The sequence below is a fragment of the Serratia sp. C2(1) genome (assembly GCF_036352655.1).
Lineage (GTDB): Bacteria > Pseudomonadota > Gammaproteobacteria > Enterobacterales > Enterobacteriaceae > Serratia > Serratia inhibens.
This window is the reverse complement of the sequence record NZ_JAZFBA010000001.1, coordinates 1,422,451-1,441,653: the sequence shown is the minus strand read 5'-3', so window position 1 is coordinate 1,441,653 and position 19,203 is coordinate 1,422,451. Positions and strand designations below refer to the sequence as shown.

Genomic DNA, 19,203 nt, shown 5'->3' with positions numbered 1-19,203 from the left:
AGCTTTTACCCTATGTCGAATATTAGCCTCAACGCCACCGGCGTCACGCCACGTTACACCACCACCCGGCGGCATCAGCGGCCGGGGCTGTTTATCGTGGCGGCCGCCCTTTTACTCTCCCTGTTGGCCCTGTTGCCGCTGGGGTTTGTCGTCAGCGTGGCGTTTGAAACCGGCTGGCAGACGGTGAAAGCTCTGGTATTGCGCCCCCGGGTGGCCGAACTGTTGCTCAATACCCTGTTACTGGTGGTATTCACACTGCCAATTTGCGCCATTCTGGGGGTCACGCTGGCCTGGCTCACGGAGCGCACCACGCTGCCGGGCCGCCGCATCTGGTCGCTGCTGGCGACCGCGCCGCTGGCGGTTCCGGCATTTGTGCAAAGCTACGCCTGGATCAGCCTGGTGCCCTCGATGCATGGGCTGGGCGCCGGGGTATTTATTTCAGTCATTGCCTACTTACCCTTTATTTATCTGCCGGCCGCAGCGGTGCTGCGTCGCCTGGATCCCGGCATTGAAGACGTCGCCACTTCGCTCGGTGCCCGGCCGTTGGCGGTGTTTTTCCGTGTGGTGTTACCGCAGCTCAAACTGGCGACCTGGGGCGGATCGTTACTGATCGCGCTGCATCTGCTGGCGGAATACGGCCTGTACGCCATGATCCGTTTTGACACCTTCACCACCGCCATTTTCGATCAGTTCCAGTCCACCTTTAACGGCCCGGCAGCCAACATGCTGGCCGGGGTGCTGGTGCTGTGTTGCCTGGGTTTACTGCTGCTGGAGGCCGCCAGCCGCGGCCGCGCGCGTTATGCCCGAGTAGGCTCCGGCAGTGCCCGCAGCCAAACCCCCTACCGCCTGGGGCCGGTGACGACTCTGCTTGCCCTGTTACTGCCATTGAGCCTTAGCGCGCTGGCGCTGGGCGTGCCCTTTATCACTCTGGCCCGCTGGCTGACGCTGGGCGGGATCGAGGTCTGGCGCAATGCGGATTTACTGCCCGCGTTGCTGCAAACGCTGTCGCTGGCCGCCGGCGGTGCGTTGCTGATCACACTGTGCGCCATCCCGATGGCCTGGCTGTCGGTTCGTTATCCGGCGCGGCTGTATCGGCTGCTGGAAGGCTGCAATTACGTCACCAGTTCGCTGCCCGGCATCGTGGTGGCGCTGGCGCTGGTGACCATTACCATTCACAGCTTCCGGCCGATTTATCAGACTGAAATCACGCTGCTGCTGGCCTATTTGCTGATGTTTATGCCACGGGCGTTGATCAACCTGCGTGCCGGCATTGCCCAGGCGCCGGTGGAGTTGGAAAATGTGGCGCGCAGCCTTGGCCGCTCGCCGGCGCAGGCCCTGTGGAGCACCACTTTGCGGCTGGCCGCACCCGGCGCGGCGGCCGGTGCAGCCCTGGTGTTTCTGGCGATATCCAATGAGCTGACCGCGACGCTGCTGCTCGCGCCGAACGGTACCCGCACCCTGGCGACCGGCTTCTGGGCGCTGACCAGCGAGATCGACTACGTGGCGGCTGCACCTTACGCACTGATTATGGTGGCGTTATCGCTGCCATTGACCTGGCTTCTTTATTCTCAATCTAAACGCACGGCGGGATTATGAGCACGCTTCAACTGCAGGGTATCGGTAAGTCCTATAATTCGGTCAAGGTCCTGGAACACGTGGATTTACAGGTGGCACAGGGCAGCCGCACCGCGATTGTCGGCCCTTCCGGCTCGGGAAAAACCACCTTGCTGCGCATTATCGCCGGCTTTGAAATACCGGACAGCGGCCAGGTCATCTTGCAGGGTTTACCGATGGCCAACGGCAGCGGCTGGGTGCCGGCGCACCTGCGCGGCATTGGTTTTGTGCCGCAGGACGGCGCGCTATTCCCGCACTTTACCGTGGCCGGGAATATCGGTTTCGGCCTGAAGGGAAGCAAGCGCGACAAGCAGCGACGCATTGATGCGTTGATGGACATGGTGGCGCTGGATCGGCGGCTGGGCGCGCTGTGGCCGCATGAGCTTTCCGGCGGGCAACAGCAGCGGGTGGCGCTGGCGCGCGCGCTGTCCCAGCAACCCAAGCTGATGCTGTTGGACGAGCCCTTCTCCGCCCTGGATACCGGCCTGCGCGCCGCCACCCGTAAAGCGGTGGCGGAGCTGCTGGCGGAAGCCAGGGTGGCGTCAATTCTGGTGACCCACGATCAGACGGAAGCGCTGTCGTTTGCCGATCAGGTCGCGGTGATGCGCAATGGTCGGCTGGCGCAGGTCGGCCCGCCGCAGGATCTCTATCTGCGGCCGGTAGATGAACCGACCGCCACCTTCCTGGGGGAAACCCTGGTGCTTTCGGCCAAACTTGAACACGGCTGGGCCGATTGCGTGCTGGGACGGATTGCGGTGGACGATCGCCACCGCCAGGGGCCTGCCCGCATCATGTTGCGCCCGGAGCAGATCCAAATCAGCCTGTCAGAACCAGCGCAGCAGAGCCAGGCGGTGGTCACCAGCATCGATTTCGCCGGTTTTGTCTCGACCCTCAACCTGCGCATGAGCGGCAGCGACGCCGCTATCGAAATAAAAACCGTCAGCCGCGAAGGCATCCATGCCGGTTCCCACGTCAGCCTGAATATCATCGGGCAGGCGCATATCTTTGCCGGGTAACCTTCCGGGGCGGTTCGCCGCCCCGATCATTCAGGTTCTACCTATCGCAGCCATTGCTTAGTAAATCCCCCTTCATCAACTACGATTATTCTGTGACCGATTCATTCACTTGGCGGTCCAGAAGGTAACCCATTGAGGATTATCATAATTATTAATGCTGTTTAAGCCGCCCTTCTTTAACGCGGCTAAGAAAGGTTAATTATGGCACGTACTACCCCTATCGAACGCTACCGCAATATCGGCATCTCGGCGCACATCGATGCCGGCAAAACCACCACCACCGAGCGGATTCTGTTTTACACCGGGGTCAGTCACAAGCTGGGCGAAGTGCACGATGGCGCGGCCACCATGGATTGGATGGCGCAGGAACAAGAACGCGGCATCACCATTACCTCGGCGGCGACCACCTGCTTCTGGAACGGCATGCAGCATAATTATCCGCAGCACCGCATCAATATTATCGATACCCCAGGGCACGTTGACTTTACCATCGAGGTCGAGCGTTCTATGCGCGTGCTGGATGGCGCAGTCATGGTCTACGACTCGGTGGGCGGCGTGCAGCCGCAGTCAGAAACCGTCTGGCGGCAGGCCAATAAATATAAAGTGCCGCGGCTGGCGTTCGTCAACAAAATGGACCGCGTCGGCGCCGACTTCTTCCGCGTGCGCAAAATGATGATCGAACGTTTGAAAGCCAATCCGGTGCCGATCGTCATCCCGATTGGCGCCGAAGACCACTTCACCGGCGTGGTGGATTTGGTGCGCATGAAGGCCATCTTGTGGGACGAAGCTTCGCAGGGCATGAGTTTCAGCTTTGAAGAGATCCCGGCCGAGCTGCGCGATTCCGCACAAGAATGGCGGGATAAAATGATCGAAGCTGCTGCCGAAGGCTCGGAAGAGCTGATGGACAAATACCTCAATCAGCAACCGCTGAGCGAAGAAGAGATTGTTCACGGTCTGCGCCTGCGCACCATAGCCGGTGAAATCCAGCCGATGCTGTGCGGCTCGGCCTTCCGCAATAAAGGCGTGCAGCGCATGCTGGACGCGGTGATCGAACTGATGCCCTCGCCGCTCGACGTGCCGCCGATGGAAGGCCATGACGAGCACGACAAGATCATCATTCGCCGGGCTGCCGACGACGAAAAATTCTCGGCGCTGGCGTTCAAGCTGATGACCGACCCTTTCGTGGGCCAACTGACCTTCGTACGGGTGTACTCCGGCGTGCTGGCCAAGGGTAACAGCGTCTATAACCCGACCAAAGACAAGAAAGAGCGCATTGGCCGCATCGTGCAGATGCACGCCAACGACCGCAAAGAGGTCGAAGAACTGCACGCCGGTGATATCGCCGCCTGCGTGGGGCTGAAAGACGTCACCACCGGCGACACCCTGTGCGATCCTAACGCCATTATCACGCTGGAGAAAATGGTGTTCCCGGAGCCGGTGATTGCGCAGGCGATTGAACCGAAAACCAAAGCCGATCAGGAAAAAATGGGCATCGCGCTGCAGCGCCTCACCTCCGAGGACCCGTCGTTTCGCGTTCGCACCGACGAAGATTCCGGTCAAACCATTATTTACGGCATGGGCGAGCTGCACCTGGAAATTATCGTCGATCGTATGCGCCGTGAATTTGGCGTGGCGACCACCACCGGCAAACCGCAGGTCTCTTACCGCGAAACCATCCGCAAACGGGTGGTCGACGTGGAGGGCAAATTTGTACGGCAATCCGGCGGTAAAGGCCAATATGGCCATGTGGTGTTAACGGTGGAACCGAACGAACCGGGCAAAGGCTTCGAGTTCTTCGATGAAATCAAGGGCGGCGTGATCCCGGGCGAATATATACCCGCGGTGAAAAAAGGCGTGCTGGAGGCGCTGAATAACGGCGTGCTGGCCGGTTACCAGATGGTTGACGTCAAAGTGCATCTGACCTTCGGCTCATACCATGACGTCGATTCCTCTGAGCAAGCCTTCCGTATGGCGGCAATCTTTGGCTTTAGAGACGCCTGTCGCGCGGCTGATCCGGTGATCCTGGAGCCGATCATGGCGGTGGAGGTAGAAACGCCGGAAGACTATGCCGGCAGCGTGATGGGCGACCTGTCGTCGCGGCGCGGTCTGGTGCAAGGCATGGAGGATATCCCCGGCGGCGGCGGCAAGGAGATCCGCGCCAAAGTGCCGCTGTCCGAGATGTTTGGCTATTCAACCACCCTGCGATCGATGTCGCAGGGCCGCGCGACTTACACCATGGAGTTCAGCCACTACGCCGAAGCGCCGCGCAACGTGGCTGAAGAGATCATCCACCACAGCAAACGTTAAGGGGTTCACCGCCTGCCGCCTTCGCGGCAGGCGTCACGCTTTCTCTGTCAGCCGCACCACTACGGGCTGCGGCTTGATGCGCATGGCGTAAATCACCCCGATCATCAGGCAGGCGATGCCGCACAGCGTCAACAGCGGCGGCCATGTCTGGCGCAGCATAAAGGTGTAGGCCAGTCCCGCCAGAATTTCGAAGACGATCAGTGGCCCCACCAACACCGTCGGCAAGCGCTGACTCGCCTCATTCCAGCACAGCGCGCCAATCCAAGAGCAGAATATACCGATGACAATCATCAACGGGACAAACACACCCGGCCTGGGTCCGAACGGCAACGCGAATTCCGGCTGAGTGAAGGCCAACTGGCCGCAAACCAACAGAAAACCCACCAATGCCAGCGGCAAGGTGACTACCCCCTGCGCCGTTGCCCAGGTGGCTGGCCTTTGATCCGGATTTTCCCGCAGCCAGCGGGCATTGCGCAGCGGAAACCAGGTCCAGCAGGCCACCGCCAACAGCGCCAGCCCCAAACCGCTGATATAACGCCAGAGATCGAGCGGTGCCGTATTGCCCTTCAGTTCGGCGACGTTGACGAACGCCAGCCCGCAGGCGATCAACACCAGCGCCGGCGTTAACTTCCGCCAGGAAAGCCGCCCGTCATGCCGGCTGTAAAACAGGTTGGCGGTCACCGAAATCACCACCGGCAGCGTGCCGATAATCATGGTGGACACCGGCGCCCCGGTGCGTTGAATGGCGCTGGCCAGGCACAGGTAATACAGCAGATTGCCGATCGCCGTCAGTTTGAGCGCTTCAAGCCAGTCTTTACGCCGCAACTTTCGCAACCGGCGGCGATCGAGCCACGCCAGCGGCAAGGCGATCAGGCCAAAGGCCAGGTAGCGCCCGGTGGATTGTAACGCCGCAGGATATTCGGGGATCAATACCGGGCCGACAAAAATCAGCCCCCACATCAGCCCGGCCGAGAGGGCAAATAACACGCCAAAAAACATAATGACTCCAGCAACCCGTGAATGAATTTCAGGAGCAGCCTAGCCTAATTCCTCGTGGCAATATTGTAGCAGGTTGCTGTTTTAGCGGGACATGACCTGTTTTTGATAACGCACGGGTGTGACACCGTAACGATTGGCGAAAGCGCGGGTTAAATGCGCCTGATCGGTTAGCCCCGCCGCCGCGGCTACCTGCGCGGCAGGCATGCCGCGCCCCAGCATCAGCTTGGCTTGCGAAAGGCGAATCGCCATCAGCATCTGTTGAGGCGACACATGGTATTTGGCTTTGAATTTGCGCAAAAAATGATACGGGCTGAGCGACACCAATGCCGCCAACTGATCCAGCGTGATGGCGGTGGAAAAGTTATCGCGCAGGTAGGTTTTGACGATGTCAAAACGGTGTGCCGGCTCATCTTTCAGCGGCCGGGCGGTGCGCGCGTGGGGGCGGAAGATCGCCACCACTTGCAGCAGCAGGTCATCAATCGTCATCGGATCCCGGGCTTGCCACAGTGCGGCCAGCGTCGCCGAAAGTTGCCGCGCCGCCTGCGGATCCTGGCGTACCGCATCGGTAAACCAAAACCCCTGCTCGCCGGACAACAACTCCAGCGCCCCGGGTTCAAGGTAGAGCATTCGGTAATTCCAGCCGCCGGCCGTTTCCGCCTCGCCGGTGTGAAGCTCGTCCGGGTTCATCAACACCAGCGAACCCGGTGCCGCCAGATGCTGCGCCCCCCGATAACGGAAGCGCTCGGCGCCGACATCGACGGTGCCGATGGCGAAAGCGTCGTGGGTATGGGGTTCAAAGACATAGCGCTCGATATGGGCGTGGTAAAGCTCTACGCCCGGCAGTTGCGGCAACTGCCGGAACTGTGCGCAATCTTTTTCGAAAGGGAACTGCTGTGGAACACCCTGCACTCTACCTCCGTCTCCTGCACCCTGCCGCCTTGCATCAAGGCCGAACCTGGCTTGTATGATAGTCAAACCAATGCCGTTTGAGTAGTGCGCAACGCGGTTCCCTGGACGATAGCGCTCATTCGGCGTAGGGTATTTTACCCATCGCCCGGCGCCTGTTGATCGGCGTCGGCGGATTTTATTATCCCGCCGCAGAGCGGGAAAACGGTGTTTAACTCCCTGAAAGTAAGAGGCAACAATGTATCCAGATACGCAACTCTATATTGACGGACAATGGCGCAACGCAGTTGCCGGCAACACCATGCCGGTCACCAACCCCGCTACCGATGAGGTCATTGGCAACGTGGCGCACGCCGCACAGGCCGATCTCGATCTGGCGCTGGCCGCTACCGAACGCGGTTTTAAACGCTGGCGCGACACCTCCGCCTATCAGCGCGCCATCCTGATGCGTAAAGCCGCCGCCTTGCTGCGCGAACGCGCAGAATCTATCGCCGCCATCATGACGCAGGAACAAGGCAAACCGGTGGCGCAGGCCAAGGTTGAGATCCTTAACTCGGCGGACGTCATTGACTGGTTTGCCGGCGAAGCCAGCCGCACCTACGGCCAAATCATCCCTGCCCGCAACCGCGATGTTCAACAGCAAACGCTTAAGCTGCCGGTCGGCCCGGTTGCCGCCTTTACGCCGTGGAACTTTCCGATCAACCAAATCGTGCGCAAGCTGTCCGCCGCGTTGGCCGCCGGTTGCTCCATCATCATCAAAGGCCCGGAAGAAACCCCAGCCTCACCGGCAGAGCTGATCAGAGCCTTTGCCGACGCCGACATCCCGGCCGGCGTGATCGCGCTGGTGTATGGCACCCCGGCGGATATCTCCGAATACCTGATCCCGCACCCGACCATTCGCAAGATCTCGTTCACCGGTTCTACCCGCGTAGGCAAACATTTGGCAGCGCTGGCCGGGCAGCATATGAAGAAGGCCACCATGGAACTGGGCGGCCACGCGCCGGTGTTGATTTTCGACGATGCCGATCTCGACGCCGCCGCCAAAGAGCTGGCACAGGCCAAGTTCCGCAACGCCGGCCAGGTCTGTATCGCCCCGACCCGTTTTCTGATCCAGCAAGGCGTCTATGAAGCCTTCGTAGAGAAATTCACCGCAGCGGTGCGTGACATCAAGCTGGGTAACGGATTGGATGAGGGGGTGACCATGGGGCCGATGGTGCTGGCGCGCAGCGTCGCTGCCATCGACGCCTTCGTGAAGGACGCCATCGATCAGGGTGCGAAGGCCAGCACCGGCGGCAAGCGGCTGCCAGGCAGCGGCAATTTCTTTGAGCCAACGGTGCTGCGCGACGTCCCGCTGAGTGCGCGGGCGATGTCTGAAGAACCCTTTGGTCCGGTCGCCCTTCTGCGCCCATTTGCCACCTATGAGGAAGCGATCGCCGAGGCCAACCGCCTGCCTTACGGTCTGGCGGCTTATGCCTATAGCCGCAGCATCGCCACGGTAAACGCGCTGGGGCGCGATGTGGAAAGCGGCATGCTCAGCATCAACCATATCGGTTTCGGCCTGCCTGAAACGCCGTTTGGCGGAGTGAAAGACTCAGGTCACGGCACCGAAGGCGGCAGCGAGGCGATCGAGTCCTATCTGGAGACCCGTTTCGTGACCGTCGCCGGTCGTTAGACGCCCATCGCTGGAAACACCAATGCCCCGCAATTCCAATGCGGGGCATTAGTCACACCAGGTGCAGCTTTCAACACACTAACAAAAGGTTAAACCGCCTTGTCGAACAGCAGCCGCGCCGCCGGGGTTAATCCCAGCATATGGATGCAGGCGTGAACCATGCCCGGCAACCGTTCGCAGCACACCGCCACCCCGTCTTCACGCAACCGTTGCGCATACTGCTCGGCCTCATCGCGTAGCGGGTCGTATTCGCAGCTCAGAATGGTCGCCGGGGGCAACCGTTGCAGAGTTTCGGCATGCAATGGCTCGGCGTAAGGATTACGCGGTTTCCCTTCTTTACCCCGATACGTCTCCCAGCAAAACGCCATCACTTCCCGGGTCAAAAAATACCCCTGCGCGTAGTCGTCATAACTGGCGGTATTCATAGCGCCGCTCAGCGCCGGATACAGCAACAGCTGATGCTCGATTTGCGGCCCTTCGCGGTCGCGGGCCAGCAAGGCCACGGCCGCCGCCAGATTGCCGCCTGCGCTGTCGCCGCCAACCGCGATACGCCCGGCGAGAATCCCCAGTTCATCCGCCCGCTCAACCACTGCGCACAAAGCCTGGTAAAAATCCTCCAGCGGCCGCGGGAACGGATGCTCCGGCGCCAGCCGGTAATCGACCGACAGGATCAACCGCCCCGTGGCATTGGCCAGCGCCTGACAAGGCCGGTCATACAGCGCCAACGAACCCAGGCACCAGCCGCCGCCGTGGGCGTACAGCATGGCCGGCAAAGGTTCTGCCGCCACGCCCTGCGGAAGATAAGCGCGAATGGCGATCTCATGACCGTCGTTGGCGGTGACCGTAAAATCCCGCACGCCGCCGCTGGCTTCCGCTTCGCCCTGCAGTTGCAGCAGCCCGGCCTCGGCGGCGGCACGCATCTCGGCCAGGGAACCGGGTGCCGCCGCACCTGCCGTTTCCGCCAGAAAACGGGCAATCTGCGTATCAAGCGGCATCGGTCTGCGCCTCCGACAGGAATGGCACCACCAGGGCGATAAACGCCTCGTGACACTCTTCAGTAATAAAATGACCGCAGCCGGCGACCGTCTCGCCCCGCAGATCCACGGCGTTATCGCGCAATGTGACAAAAGGCGCATCGCCAGTGGCGTGTTCTGCGCCGATGGTCATCACCGGCATCTCGAGCCTGCTCTCGGCACGCCGCTGGTTTTGCCGCACGGTCTCGGGAATGGCGCGGTAGTAATCAAAGCCGGCCCGCAAGCTACCCGGCGCAGAATAAGCGGCAATGTAGGTTTCTGCTGCCACCCGATCGCGGCGATAAGACCAGCGGTTAAAGATGTAACCGAGATACTCTCTCTCTCGCCCCAGCGTCAACGCCTCCGGCAGATCCGCCAGTTGGTTGAACATGAAATGCCACAGGAAGATGTTTTGGTCCGGCGACACAAAAATCGGCGGTGCCGGCGCCAGCCCAGGGATCACCGCTTCGGTCAGGACCAGTCTTTCCACCGCCTGCGGATAGTCGCTGGCCAACGCATAGCCGATCCACATGCCAATATCGTGGCCGACCAACGAATAACTCGGGTGTCCAAGCTGCAGCATGGTCTGGTGCAGCACGGCAGCGACGCTACCGGTGTCATAACCGCCGGTGGGTTTATCAGAATCGCCGATGCCCGGCGGATCCACCGCAATCGCCTTAAAACCGGCGGCTGCCAGCGCCTGCATCACATAACGCCAGGTATACCAGGTCTGCGGCCAGCCTGGGATCAGCAACACCGGCCGGCCTTCGCCGAGGGTGACGCAGTGAATGCGGTTGCCGTTGACCCGTGCATAGACGTGTTCGGGTTCAGGTCCATTCAGCATGGACCCGTTATTTTGCATTGTCATGGGTGTTCTCCGTGGTGGAATAGCGTGGCTCAGCGCAGGCCGAGCAAGGTATTAATCTGTTGCTGGTCGACCGGCGCGCCGGCAAAGTCGTCGAACACCTTGTCGGTGACGTTGATGATATGGTCGCGGATGAACGCAGCCCCTTCACGAGCGCCGTCCTCCGGGTGCTTGAGGCAACATTCCCATTCCAGCGTCGCCCAACCGGCGTAGCCGTGCTGCGTCAACCGGGAGAAAATGCCTTTGAAATCGACCTGGCCGTCGCCCAGCGAGCGGAAACGCCCTGCGCGTTCGGTCCACGACTGGTAGCCGCCATAAATGCCCTGACGGCCGGTCGGGTTGAACTCGGCGTCCTTGACGTGGAACATGCGGATAAAATCTTTATAAATATCGATGTAATCCAGGTAGTTCAGCTGTTGCAGCACGAAGTGGCTCGGATCGAACAGGATCTGGCAACGGGGGTGGCCGCCGACGCGCTGATGAAACATTTCAAACGTTACGCCATCGTGCAGGTCTTCACTGGGGTGAATTTCATAACACAGGTTTACGCCCTGTTCGTCGCAGGCGTTGAGCACCGGCAACCAGCGTTTCGCCAGCTCATCGAACGCCGTCTCGATCAACCCGGCCGGGCGTTGTGGGAACGGAAACAGGTAGGGCCATGCCAGCGAGCCGGAAAAGGTGCCCATGTCGCTCAGCCCCAGCCGTGCGGAGGCTTTGGCCGCCAACAGCAGCTGTTGCCGCGCCCATTCGCCGCGCGCCTGCGGGTTGCCGTGCAGCGCCGGCGGCGCAAAGCTGTCGCACAACGCGTCATAAGCCGGGTGCACCGCCATCAACTGACCAAAAATGTGGGTGGTCAGTTCGCTGACTACCAACCCCTTGTCTGCCAGCATGCCGACCAGTTCATCGCAGTAAGTCTGGCTTTCCGCTGCGGTAGCCAAATCGAACAGGCGGCGATCCCACGCGGGGATTTGCAGCGCTTTAAAACCGGTTTCCGCCGCCCATTGTGCAATGGCGGGCAGGCTGTTAAAGGGGGCGGCATCGTCGCTGAATTGTGCAAGATGCAGGCTTGGACCTTTCAAGGTTTTCATCGTAAACTCCTATTGGTTGTCGATTGACAAACAATAGGCTCAAATGAATCCCGCCGCAAGCAGATTTTAGAAATTCGTTGGCGTCCGGGGCGATTTAAGCGATCCTATCTCACTGAATGACAGGCAAACAGGAGCCGACCGATGGCAGGCAGACCACGCGAATTCGACCGCGAACAGGCATTACTGAAAGCACGGGATCTCTTCTGGCGCCAGGGATACGAAGGCACCTCGATGTCGGATCTGGTGGCCGAACTGGGTATCGCCTCAGCGCGCATTTACAAGGCGTTCGGCTCGAAGGAATTGCTGTTCCGCGAAGCCATCGCCAGCTACGAAAACCATGAAGGCGGCTTTGCCGAACGCGCCTTCAGCGAAGAAACCGGCGTGCGGGCGGCGATAAAGCGCCTGCTGGAAGACGCGGTGGCGCTGTACAGCCGCGGCGAGTTGCCGCAGGGCTGCATGGTGGTCTCTTCCGCCGCCAGCGTCAGCACTGAAAACAGCGGCATCAAAACCTGGCTGGCGGAACACCGTCTGCTGCGTACCCAGGGCATTATTGAGCGGCTGCAGCTAGCGGTGAAAAACGGGGAATTACCGGCGGATACCGACGCCGACAGCCTGGGCGACTACTTCGCGGTCTTTTTGCACGGATTATCGACACAAGCACGTGACGGCGTCACAAAAGAACGGCTGTTAGCGGCGGTTGACGTGGCGTTGTCCGCGCTGGACGGCCGGCATTAATTCTCGGGTAAATCAACAATCACCAGCGTGCCGTGGCTGCCCGCCAACACGCGATGCGGCACGCCGGCAGCGGCCTGATACAGCTGCCCGGCGTTCACCCTAATCTCCTCGCCCCGCACCGCCAACCTCAGTTGGCCTTCGATCACCAGCAGCGCCTCATGGTATTCGTGAACCTCATCGTCAATGGCGCGCTGATCCATTCGCAGCACTTTGATATTGGCGGAACCGACGCGCCCCAGAATGCTGGAACGCCATGCCAGCGGCAAGCCGGTAGCCAAGGCAGTAAGATCGAACAGTGACATAAACCCTCAGAGCAAAGCCGCGCACATCGCGCCACCGCACTATAGCCTGCGCCATGCCTGCGGCTAAATAACCGTTGCTTTTAACCTATAGCCAGACCGTCACACCGGCACCCGGCGGCTGATCTCCACCACCTGATCGCTGGGGAGATAGTAATAATCCGTCACGTGCATGCCGTTACGCACCATCAGCGCAAAGATACTGCGCTGCCACGCCGGCAATCTGCCGCTGCTTTCGCGACGCACCACGGTTTCATGCCCCAGGTAATAGGTGGCGTCGTCAAAATTCAACCCGGTTTTCTGCGCCTCGGCATGGTGCAATAACCGGGGAATGTTCGGCCTTTCCATAAAGCCGTAACTGGCCACGCCGCACCAGAAGCCCGGTGACTGCTGCCGCATCACCAAGCGCTCGGCATTCGCCACTCGCGGCTCGTTCACGATCATGATGTTCAGCGTCAATACATCGGCGTGCAGCGAGCCGTTGCGTTTGACGTGCCATTTCATCACCGGCGGCGTGCCATTCAGATTACGGGTAAGAAATATCGCCGTACCCGGCACCCGAGGAATGGCTTGCGCTTCGATTTGTGCCAGGAAATCCGCCAGCGGCAGGCTCTTTTCGCCCAGCGTGCGTGAAGCCGCCGCCACGCCGCGATGCCAGATCAGCATCACGCCATAAACCAGGCTGGCCAACAGCAGCGGTACATAGCCCCCTTGCAGCACCTTGCTGAGGTTAGCCACCAAAAAGCTGAGATCGACGATAAAAAAACCGCCGGCAACCAGCAGGCTGGCGGCGAATCCCCAGCGCCACACCTCGCGCATCGCCACAAACAGCAAGCCGCTGGTCATGATCATGGTGAGCGAAACGGCGATGCCGTAGGCGGCGGCAAGGTTATCGGAGGATTTGAAGAACACCGTCAGAAAAACCGTCACCGCCATCAGCAGCCAGTTGATGGCACCGATGTAAATTTGGCCGTAGCTCTCCTCGGTGGTTTGTTTCACCCGCAAGCGCGGCAACCAGCCAAGCTGGATCGCCTGACGGGTCATGGAAAAGGCCCCGCTGATGATCGCCTGGCTGGCGATGATGGTGGCCAGGGTAGCCAGGATCACCAAGGGTATCTGCATCATTGGCGGGCACAGGCGGAAGAAAATATTTTGGGTCACGTCGGCGCCGGAGAGGATCAACGCGGCCTGCCCGGCATAATTCAACAACAAACTGGGGAATACGATGCCGAACCAGGCAAGCCAGATAGGTCTTTTGCCAAAGTGCCCCATGTCGGCATACAGCGCCTCTGCGCCGGTCACGCAAAGGAACACCCCGCCCAACACCAGAAAGCTGGTTAACCCGTTGGAGAACAGAAATGCCACGCCGTACTCGGGGTTGACGGCCATCAGCACCGCCGGATGCTGGATAATGCCCCAAACGCCCAGGGCGGCGATCGAGAAAAACCACAGCGCCATGATCGGGCCAAACACCTTGCCGATACGCGCCGTGCCCAGCGGCTGAATGGCGAACAAAGTGACCAGGATCACTACCGCCGCCGGTAAAATATAGGGTTTGGATTCGGGCAAGACGATGTTCAACCCCTCCAGCGCCGAAAGCACTGAGATCGCCGGGGTGATGGCACCGTCACCGTAAATCAGCGCCGCCCCGAACAGCCCGGCGAACACCACGACGGGACGCCTGTTTTTCTTGCTGACCAACAGCGACATCAGCGCCATGATGCCGCCCTCGCCGCGGTTATCGATCCGCATGGCGAACATGGCGTATTTGAGCGAGGTCACTATCACCAGCGTCCAGAAAATCAGCGACAACAAGCCGAGGATCACCGGCGCGGACGGCGCATCGCCAGACAGATAAAGCACGGTTTTCAGCGTATACAGCGGGCTGGTGCCGATATCGCCGAACACCACGCCCAAGGCACCACCGGCCAGCAGCGGCAGGCTCATTTTTGGCGTTTGTTCCAGCTCGTTTTCTGCAGTCATCGGACACTCCTGTTGGCCCATTGCACTCTACTCAGGATAGTCAATTCAGGCAGTTAGCGCGTGCCTGTTTATTGGCCGGCTGCCTCGCGCAGCAACCACTGTTGCAGGTTCAACCCCTCTTGCGACAGCTCGCTGTCTGCCCGCACGCACAGGTAATAATCGCGGCCATCGTCAATCGGTCGGTCAAACAACTTAACCAGTTCGCCGCTGTTAAGATAAGGTGCGATCAGCGGTTCGCGCATCAGGGCGCAGCCCAGCCCCGACTGCACCGCCGCCAGCGTCAGCAGGCCATCCTCGAACATCGGCCCGGTGCTGCGCAGCGGCCGCCTGACGCCGGCCTGCTGAAACCACTGCATCCAGGTATTGCGTTCTTCGTCGTGCAACAACGGCAGCGGCAAAAGCTGATCCGGCGTATCCAGCAGCCCGTGCAGCCTGATAAAACTGCGGCTGCATACCGGCACCATTTTGCCGGACATCAGTTTTTCGCTGCGATAGCCGGTCCATTGCCCCACGCCAAAACGAATCGAAATATCGGCGGCGTCACTGAGATAGTTGCGGTGATTGGCGTACACCACGTTGATGTCGATATCGGGATTCTCACGCAGAAAACCGTGCAAACGCGGAATAAACCAGCCCATGCCGAACAGCGGGATCAGGCTGATGGTCACCTGCCGGGAGGCCGATTGCTCACGCACATGCTCCGTCGCCTGGCGCAACACGTTAAACGCCGAGCGGATCGAGCGGTAATACTCGCGCCCTTCGCTGCGCAAGATCAGCTTGCGCCCCTGCCGTTCGGTGAGCGGCATTTGCAAAAAAGCCTCCAGCGTTTTGAGCTGATGGCTGACCGCCGAAGGTGAGATCGCCAGTTCCTGCGCTGCCGCGGTAATGCTGCCCAGGCGGGCGATAGCCTCGAACGCCCTGACGGCGCGCAGTGGCGGATCGTTCGGTAGCAGTGCATCGTACTCTTCTGTTTTTTTCATATATTGACTAATTTGCTAAAAAATCGTCTGCGGGTTTAAATTAATATACAAATAAATCAATCAATTAAAAACACGCGTTTTTTACATAAGAAATTATTTTTCCGTATTTTACAATTTTTTTTAATTCTCTACTCTGAGCCTCCTGAATCATTATTTTCGGGACTCTCCCTATGGATACGCTGGTACAGCAGACCGTCAACGGCCTGATGCTCGGCAGTATTTATGCTCTGATCGCCCTGGGTTACACCATGGTGTACGGCATTTTGCGCATTATCAATTTCGCCCACGGCGATGTGTTGATGGTCGGCGCGCTGAGCGCCCTGTCGGCTATCGGCGTGTTGCAGCATCATTTCCCCACTCTGTCGCCGTACACCGTGCTATTGCTGGCGATGATGCTCGCCATGGCGGTCTGCGCACTGGTGTCGATGAGCATCGAACGCCTGGCCTATCGCCGCCTGCGCAATGCCCCGCGCCTGGCGCCGTTGATCAGCGGCATTGGCGTCTCGTTGCTGCTGCAAACCCTGGCGATGCTGATCTGGTCACGCAATCCGTTGATGTTCCCGCAACTGCTGCCCATGTCCCCCATTGCCTTGACCCAGGGCAGCGCCGGGCATGCGCCGGCGGTGATCACCGGTACCGGTATCGCCACGCTGGTTGTCGCCGTGCTGGTGATGGCCGGGCTGCTGTTGCTGGTCGAACATTCGCGCTTTGGCCGCGCGATGCGCGCCACGGCGGAAAATCCGCAGGTCGCCGGTCTGATGGGCATCGATCCCAACCGGGTGATCCTGTTGACCTTCGCCCTCGGCGGCGCGCTGGCAGCAGTGGCGGGCATCATGATGGCCAGCAACTACGGCAACGCCGGCTTCTCCATGGGCTTCCTGCCTGGCATCAAGGCGTTTACCGCCGCAGTGCTGGGCGGCATTGGCAACCTGCGCGGCGCCATGCTCGGCGGATTATTGCTGGGGCTATTCGAATCGCTGGGCACCGGTTATCTCGGCGAACTCACCGGCGGCACCTTCGGCAGCAATTATCAGGACGTTTTCGCCTTCCTGATACTGATTGCGGTGCTGGTATTACGCCCATCCGGGCTGCTGGGCGAGCGCATCGCCACCCGCGCCTGAGGAGATAAAATGACCGTTCTGACCACCACCCTGCAAACCGCCACCCCAGGCCGCGCCAGGCTCGGCGTCGCGCTGTTCATGCTCGGCCTGCTGCTGGCCCCCTGGTTGGCGGGGGCCGCCGGCGGCAACTATTGGGTGCGGGTGATCGACTTCGCATTGCTGTACCTGATGCTGGCGCTGGGGCTGAATATCGTCGTCGGCCTGACCGGCCTGCTGGACATGGGATTTATCGCCTTTTACGCTGTGGGGGCCTATCTGACCGCGCTGCTGTCGTCGCCGCACCTGACCGAACAGTTTCCGTTGCTGTTGCACTGGTTCCCGGATGGCTTGCATCTGTCCATCCTGCTGCTGATACCGCTGTCCGCCGTGCTGGCGGCGCTGTGCGGCATCCTGCTCGGCGCGCCGACGCTGCGCCTGCGCGGCGACTATCTGGCGATCGTCACGCTCGGCTTTGGCGAAATCGTGCGCATTCTGATGCGCAACCTCGATCGCCCGGTCAATATCACCAACGGCCCAAAAGGCATTTCCGGCATCGATCCGGTCAGCCTGTTCGGCCTGAAGTTTTCCGGCATGCATGAGTGGTTCGGCATCCGTTTTTCCTCGCTGTATTTGTATTACTACCTGTTCGCCGCCCTGCTGCTGGCGATCCTGTTTATCTGCCTGCGCCTGCAACATTCACGGGTCGGTCGCGCCTGGACCGCCATCCGCGAAGATGAGGACGCAGCGCGGGCGATGGGCATCAACACCCGTAACTTCAAACTGCTGGCGTTCGCCATCGGCGCCACGTTCGGCGGCATCGCCGGCGCGCTGTTTGCCGCGTTCCAGGGATTTGTCTCACCGGAGTCCTTCACCCTGCAAGAATCGATTGCCGTACTGGCGATGGTGGTGCTGGGCGGCATGGGCCACATTCCGGGCGTGATCCTTGGCGCCTTGCTGTTGGCAGCGCTGCCTGAATTGCTGCGCAGCACCATGGGGCCGCTGCAACTGGCCCTGTTCGGCCAGGTGTGGATCGACCCGGAAATTATCCGCCAGCTGTTCTACGGCCTGGCGCTGATTCTGGTCATGCTGTATCGCCCGGCGGGCCTGTGGCCGGCGCGTCATCAATCGGGAGCCGCATCATGACGCCACTACTTACCCTCAACCACGTCAGTAAACGTTTTGGCGGGCTGACCGCCGTGGACGACGTCAGCATGAGTATCCGCCAGGGGGAAATCTATGGGCTGATCGGGCCGAACGGTGCCGGCAAAACCACCTGTTTCAACCTGATTACCGGCCTGTACCGCGCCGACGACGGAGAGTTCCGCCTGCTGGATCGCCGCTACAAACCGCAGGCCATCGACAAAGTCGTGCAGGCCGGCATCGCCCGCACCTTCCAGAACCTGCGGTTGTTCAACGAAATGAGCGTGCTGGAAAACGTGATGGTGGGCTGCCATGTACGTACCCGCAACGGCCTGTGGGCGGCTATTTCACGCCACCGCCATGCCCGCGAGGAAGAACGGGCAACGCGGGAGAAGTCTCACGCGCTGCTGGAGTACGTCGGCATCGGTCAATTTGCCCATTACCGCGCCGGCGATCTTTCCTACGGGCACCAGCGGCGGCTGGAAATTGCCCGTGCGCTGGCTACCGACCCGCAGTTATTGGCACTGGATGAACCGGCCGCCGGCATGAACGCCGCAGAGAAAGTGGCGCTGCGCGAGCTGCTGCAACGCATCCGCGAAAGCGGCAAAACCCTGCTGCTGATAGAGCACGACGTCAAGCTGGTGATGGGATTGTGCGACCGCCTGACGGTACTCGACTACGGCAAAGTCATCGCCGAAGGCGAACCGGCGCAGGTAAGGCGCGAACCGGCGGTGATCCGGGCTTATCTGGGAGGATCGGCGCATGTCTGAACCCTTATTGTCGGTCAAACGGCTAAAAGTGTCTTACGGTGGCATTCATGCGGTGAAAGGCATCGATTTTACGGTTAACCACGGCGAACAGGTGACATTGATCGGCGCCAACGGCGCGGGCAAAACCTCCAGCCTGCGCGCGTTGACCGGCCTGCAACCCTTCGAAGGAGACATCCTGTTCGACGGCCGGTCCATTCGCGGTGTTCCTCCGCATCGGCTGCTGCAACAGGGGCTGGTGATGGTGCCGGAAGGCCGCGGCATTTTCGCCCGCATGACGGTGCTGGAAAATTTGCAGCTTGGTGCCTATTCCCGCCGCGATAAACCGGCGGTACGGCAGGATCTGGAGCGGGTTTGCACCCTTTTCCCACGGCTGCGCGAACGGCTGCGGCAACCCGCCGGGCTGCTCTCCGGCGGCGAACAACAGATGGTGGCGATGGGCCGAGCGCTGCTCAGCCGGCCACGCCTGCTGGTGCTGGATGAACCCTCAATGGGACTGGCGCCGATCGTGGTCGAAGCCATTTTTGACGTGATCAAAACCCTTGCCAGTGACGGTGTCACGCTATTGCTGGTGGAACAGAATGCCCGGCTGGCGCTGGAGTCGACCGATCGCGCCTACGTGCTGGACAGCGGCAGCCTGAGCCACAGCGGCCGGTCTGCCGGCATGCTCGACGATGAAAAAATCAAACAAGCCTATCTGGGCGAATAGTCGTTTTTAC

17 protein-coding genes are annotated in these 19,203 nt (G+C 60.4%); 9 read left to right on the top strand and 8 right to left on the bottom strand.

The window, feature by feature from the left end:
* The first annotated feature begins 12 nt into the window (after positions 1-12).
* From V2S86_RS06690 to fusA, 3 genes are all read left to right on the top strand, one after another.
* A complete protein-coding gene (locus V2S86_RS06690) occupies positions 13-1,596 on the top strand; it encodes an ABC transporter permease (RefSeq protein ID WP_330761750.1) in 1,584 nt (527 codons plus the stop codon).
* Entirely contained in the window at positions 1,593-2,630 is a 1,038-nt protein-coding gene (locus V2S86_RS06685) for an ABC transporter ATP-binding protein (protein ID WP_330761749.1), read from the top strand. Before V2S86_RS06690 ends, V2S86_RS06685 begins: the two co-directional genes overlap by 4 nt.
* Positions 2,631-2,831: 201 nt before the next feature.
* A complete protein-coding gene (gene fusA / locus V2S86_RS06680; RefSeq protein ID WP_330761748.1) occupies positions 2,832-4,937 on the top strand; it encodes an elongation factor G in 2,106 nt (701 codons plus the stop codon).
* Positions 4,938-4,970: 33 nt separating this feature from the next.
* On the opposite strand, the gene V2S86_RS06675 is transcribed toward fusA, so the two are convergent.
* On the bottom strand, positions 4,971-5,936 hold the full coding sequence (locus V2S86_RS06675) for a DMT family transporter (protein WP_330761747.1): 966 nt from the start codon (positions 5,934-5,936) through the stop codon (positions 4,971-4,973).
* An 81-nt stretch (positions 5,937-6,017) separates the two neighbouring features.
* The gene (locus tag V2S86_RS06670; RefSeq protein ID WP_330761746.1) at positions 6,018-6,845 is read right to left on the bottom strand and encodes an AraC family transcriptional regulator; all 828 of its coding nucleotides are present in this window, start codon (positions 6,843-6,845) and stop codon (positions 6,018-6,020) included.
* A 235-nt stretch (positions 6,846-7,080) separates the two neighbouring features.
* Between V2S86_RS06670 and V2S86_RS06665 the strand changes: the two genes are divergently transcribed.
* Positions 7,081-8,514: an NAD-dependent succinate-semialdehyde dehydrogenase gene (locus V2S86_RS06665; RefSeq protein WP_330761745.1), complete on the top strand. Its 1,434-nt coding sequence runs from the start codon at positions 7,081-7,083 to the stop codon at positions 8,512-8,514.
* Between the two features lie 89 nt (positions 8,515-8,603).
* Here the strand turns inward: V2S86_RS06665 and V2S86_RS06660 are convergent, their stop codons facing one another.
* From V2S86_RS06660 to V2S86_RS06650, 3 genes are read right to left on the bottom strand one after another with little or no spacing between them, the layout of a single operon-like run.
* Entirely contained in the window at positions 8,604-9,509 is a 906-nt protein-coding gene (locus tag V2S86_RS06660; RefSeq protein WP_330761744.1) for an alpha/beta hydrolase, read from the bottom strand.
* Positions 9,499-10,395: an alpha/beta fold hydrolase gene (locus tag V2S86_RS06655; RefSeq protein ID WP_330761743.1), complete on the bottom strand. Its 897-nt coding sequence runs from the start codon at positions 10,393-10,395 to the stop codon at positions 9,499-9,501. Before V2S86_RS06655 ends, V2S86_RS06660 begins: the two co-directional genes overlap by 11 nt.
* A gap of 29 nt (positions 10,396-10,424) precedes the next feature.
* The gene (locus V2S86_RS06650) at positions 10,425-11,480 is read right to left on the bottom strand and encodes a sugar phosphate isomerase/epimerase family protein (protein WP_330761742.1); all 1,056 of its coding nucleotides are present in this window, start codon (positions 11,478-11,480) and stop codon (positions 10,425-10,427) included.
* 141 nt (positions 11,481-11,621) lie between these two features.
* Between V2S86_RS06650 and V2S86_RS06645 the strand changes: the two genes are divergently transcribed.
* Positions 11,622-12,215: a TetR/AcrR family transcriptional regulator gene (locus V2S86_RS06645; RefSeq protein WP_330761741.1), complete on the top strand. Its 594-nt coding sequence runs from the start codon at positions 11,622-11,624 to the stop codon at positions 12,213-12,215.
* On the opposite strand, the gene V2S86_RS06640 is transcribed toward V2S86_RS06645, so the two are convergent.
* The 3 genes from V2S86_RS06640 to V2S86_RS06630 all read right to left on the bottom strand — a co-directional run bounded on the left by V2S86_RS06640 (position 12,212) and on the right by V2S86_RS06630 (position 15,477).
* Positions 12,212-12,517: a cupin domain-containing protein gene (locus tag V2S86_RS06640; RefSeq protein ID WP_330761740.1), complete on the bottom strand. Its 306-nt coding sequence runs from the start codon at positions 12,515-12,517 to the stop codon at positions 12,212-12,214. The genes V2S86_RS06645 and V2S86_RS06640 overlap by 4 nt on opposite strands.
* Before the next feature lie 99 nt (positions 12,518-12,616).
* Positions 12,617-14,497 (bottom strand): potassium transporter Kup, encoded by a 1,881-nt coding sequence (locus tag V2S86_RS06635; protein ID WP_330761739.1) that lies wholly within the window; start codon positions 14,495-14,497, stop codon positions 12,617-12,619.
* A gap of 68 nt (positions 14,498-14,565) precedes the next feature.
* A complete protein-coding gene (locus V2S86_RS06630) occupies positions 14,566-15,477 on the bottom strand; it encodes a LysR substrate-binding domain-containing protein (protein ID WP_330761738.1) in 912 nt (303 codons plus the stop codon).
* A gap of 170 nt (positions 15,478-15,647) precedes the next feature.
* On the opposite strand from V2S86_RS06630, the gene V2S86_RS06625 reads away from it, so the two are divergent.
* The 4 genes from V2S86_RS06625 to V2S86_RS06610 are packed head-to-tail and all read left to right on the top strand — an operon-like array spanning position 15,648 to position 19,193.
* A complete protein-coding gene (locus V2S86_RS06625; protein WP_330761737.1) occupies positions 15,648-16,598 on the top strand; it encodes a branched-chain amino acid ABC transporter permease in 951 nt (316 codons plus the stop codon).
* Between the two features lie 9 nt (positions 16,599-16,607).
* A complete protein-coding gene (locus V2S86_RS06620; protein ID WP_330761736.1) occupies positions 16,608-17,720 on the top strand; it encodes an ABC transporter permease subunit in 1,113 nt (370 codons plus the stop codon).
* Entirely contained in the window at positions 17,717-18,487 is a 771-nt protein-coding gene (locus V2S86_RS06615; protein ID WP_330761735.1) for an ABC transporter ATP-binding protein, read from the top strand. Before V2S86_RS06620 ends, V2S86_RS06615 begins: the two co-directional genes overlap by 4 nt.
* A complete protein-coding gene (locus V2S86_RS06610; RefSeq protein WP_330761734.1) occupies positions 18,480-19,193 on the top strand; it encodes an ABC transporter ATP-binding protein in 714 nt (237 codons plus the stop codon). Before V2S86_RS06615 ends, V2S86_RS06610 begins: the two co-directional genes overlap by 8 nt.
* Positions 19,194-19,203 lie beyond the last annotated feature (10 nt).

Coding starts and splice junctions, on each gene's coding strand:
- V2S86_RS06690 (WP_330761750.1), top strand. CDS start 13: ATGTCGAATATTAGCCTCAACGCCACCGGCGTCACGCCACGTTACACC.
- V2S86_RS06685 (WP_330761749.1), top strand. CDS start 1,593: ATGAGCACGCTTCAACTGCAGGGTATCGGTAAGTCCTATAATTCGGTC.
- fusA (WP_330761748.1), top strand. CDS start 2,832: ATGGCACGTACTACCCCTATCGAACGCTACCGCAATATCGGCATCTCG.
- V2S86_RS06675 (WP_330761747.1), bottom strand. CDS start 5,936: ATGTTTTTTGGCGTGTTATTTGCCCTCTCGGCCGGGCTGATGTGGGGG.
- V2S86_RS06665 (WP_330761745.1), top strand. CDS start 7,081: ATGTATCCAGATACGCAACTCTATATTGACGGACAATGGCGCAACGCA.
- V2S86_RS06660 (WP_330761744.1), bottom strand. CDS start 9,509: ATGCCGCTTGATACGCAGATTGCCCGTTTTCTGGCGGAAACGGCAGGT.
- V2S86_RS06655 (WP_330761743.1), bottom strand. CDS start 10,395: ATGACAATGCAAAATAACGGGTCCATGCTGAATGGACCTGAACCCGAA.
- V2S86_RS06650 (WP_330761742.1), bottom strand. CDS start 11,480: ATGAAAACCTTGAAAGGTCCAAGCCTGCATCTTGCACAATTCAGCGAC.
- V2S86_RS06645 (WP_330761741.1), top strand. CDS start 11,622: ATGGCAGGCAGACCACGCGAATTCGACCGCGAACAGGCATTACTGAAA.
- V2S86_RS06640 (WP_330761740.1), bottom strand. CDS start 12,517: ATGTCACTGTTCGATCTTACTGCCTTGGCTACCGGCTTGCCGCTGGCA.
- V2S86_RS06635 (WP_330761739.1), bottom strand. CDS start 14,497: ATGACTGCAGAAAACGAGCTGGAACAAACGCCAAAAATGAGCCTGCCG.
- V2S86_RS06630 (WP_330761738.1), bottom strand. CDS start 15,477: ATGAAAAAAACAGAAGAGTACGATGCACTGCTACCGAACGATCCGCCA.
- V2S86_RS06625 (WP_330761737.1), top strand. CDS start 15,648: ATGGATACGCTGGTACAGCAGACCGTCAACGGCCTGATGCTCGGCAGT.
- V2S86_RS06620 (WP_330761736.1), top strand. CDS start 16,608: ATGACCGTTCTGACCACCACCCTGCAAACCGCCACCCCAGGCCGCGCC.
- V2S86_RS06615 (WP_330761735.1), top strand. CDS start 17,717: ATGACGCCACTACTTACCCTCAACCACGTCAGTAAACGTTTTGGCGGG.
- V2S86_RS06610 (WP_330761734.1), top strand. CDS start 18,480: ATGTCTGAACCCTTATTGTCGGTCAAACGGCTAAAAGTGTCTTACGGT.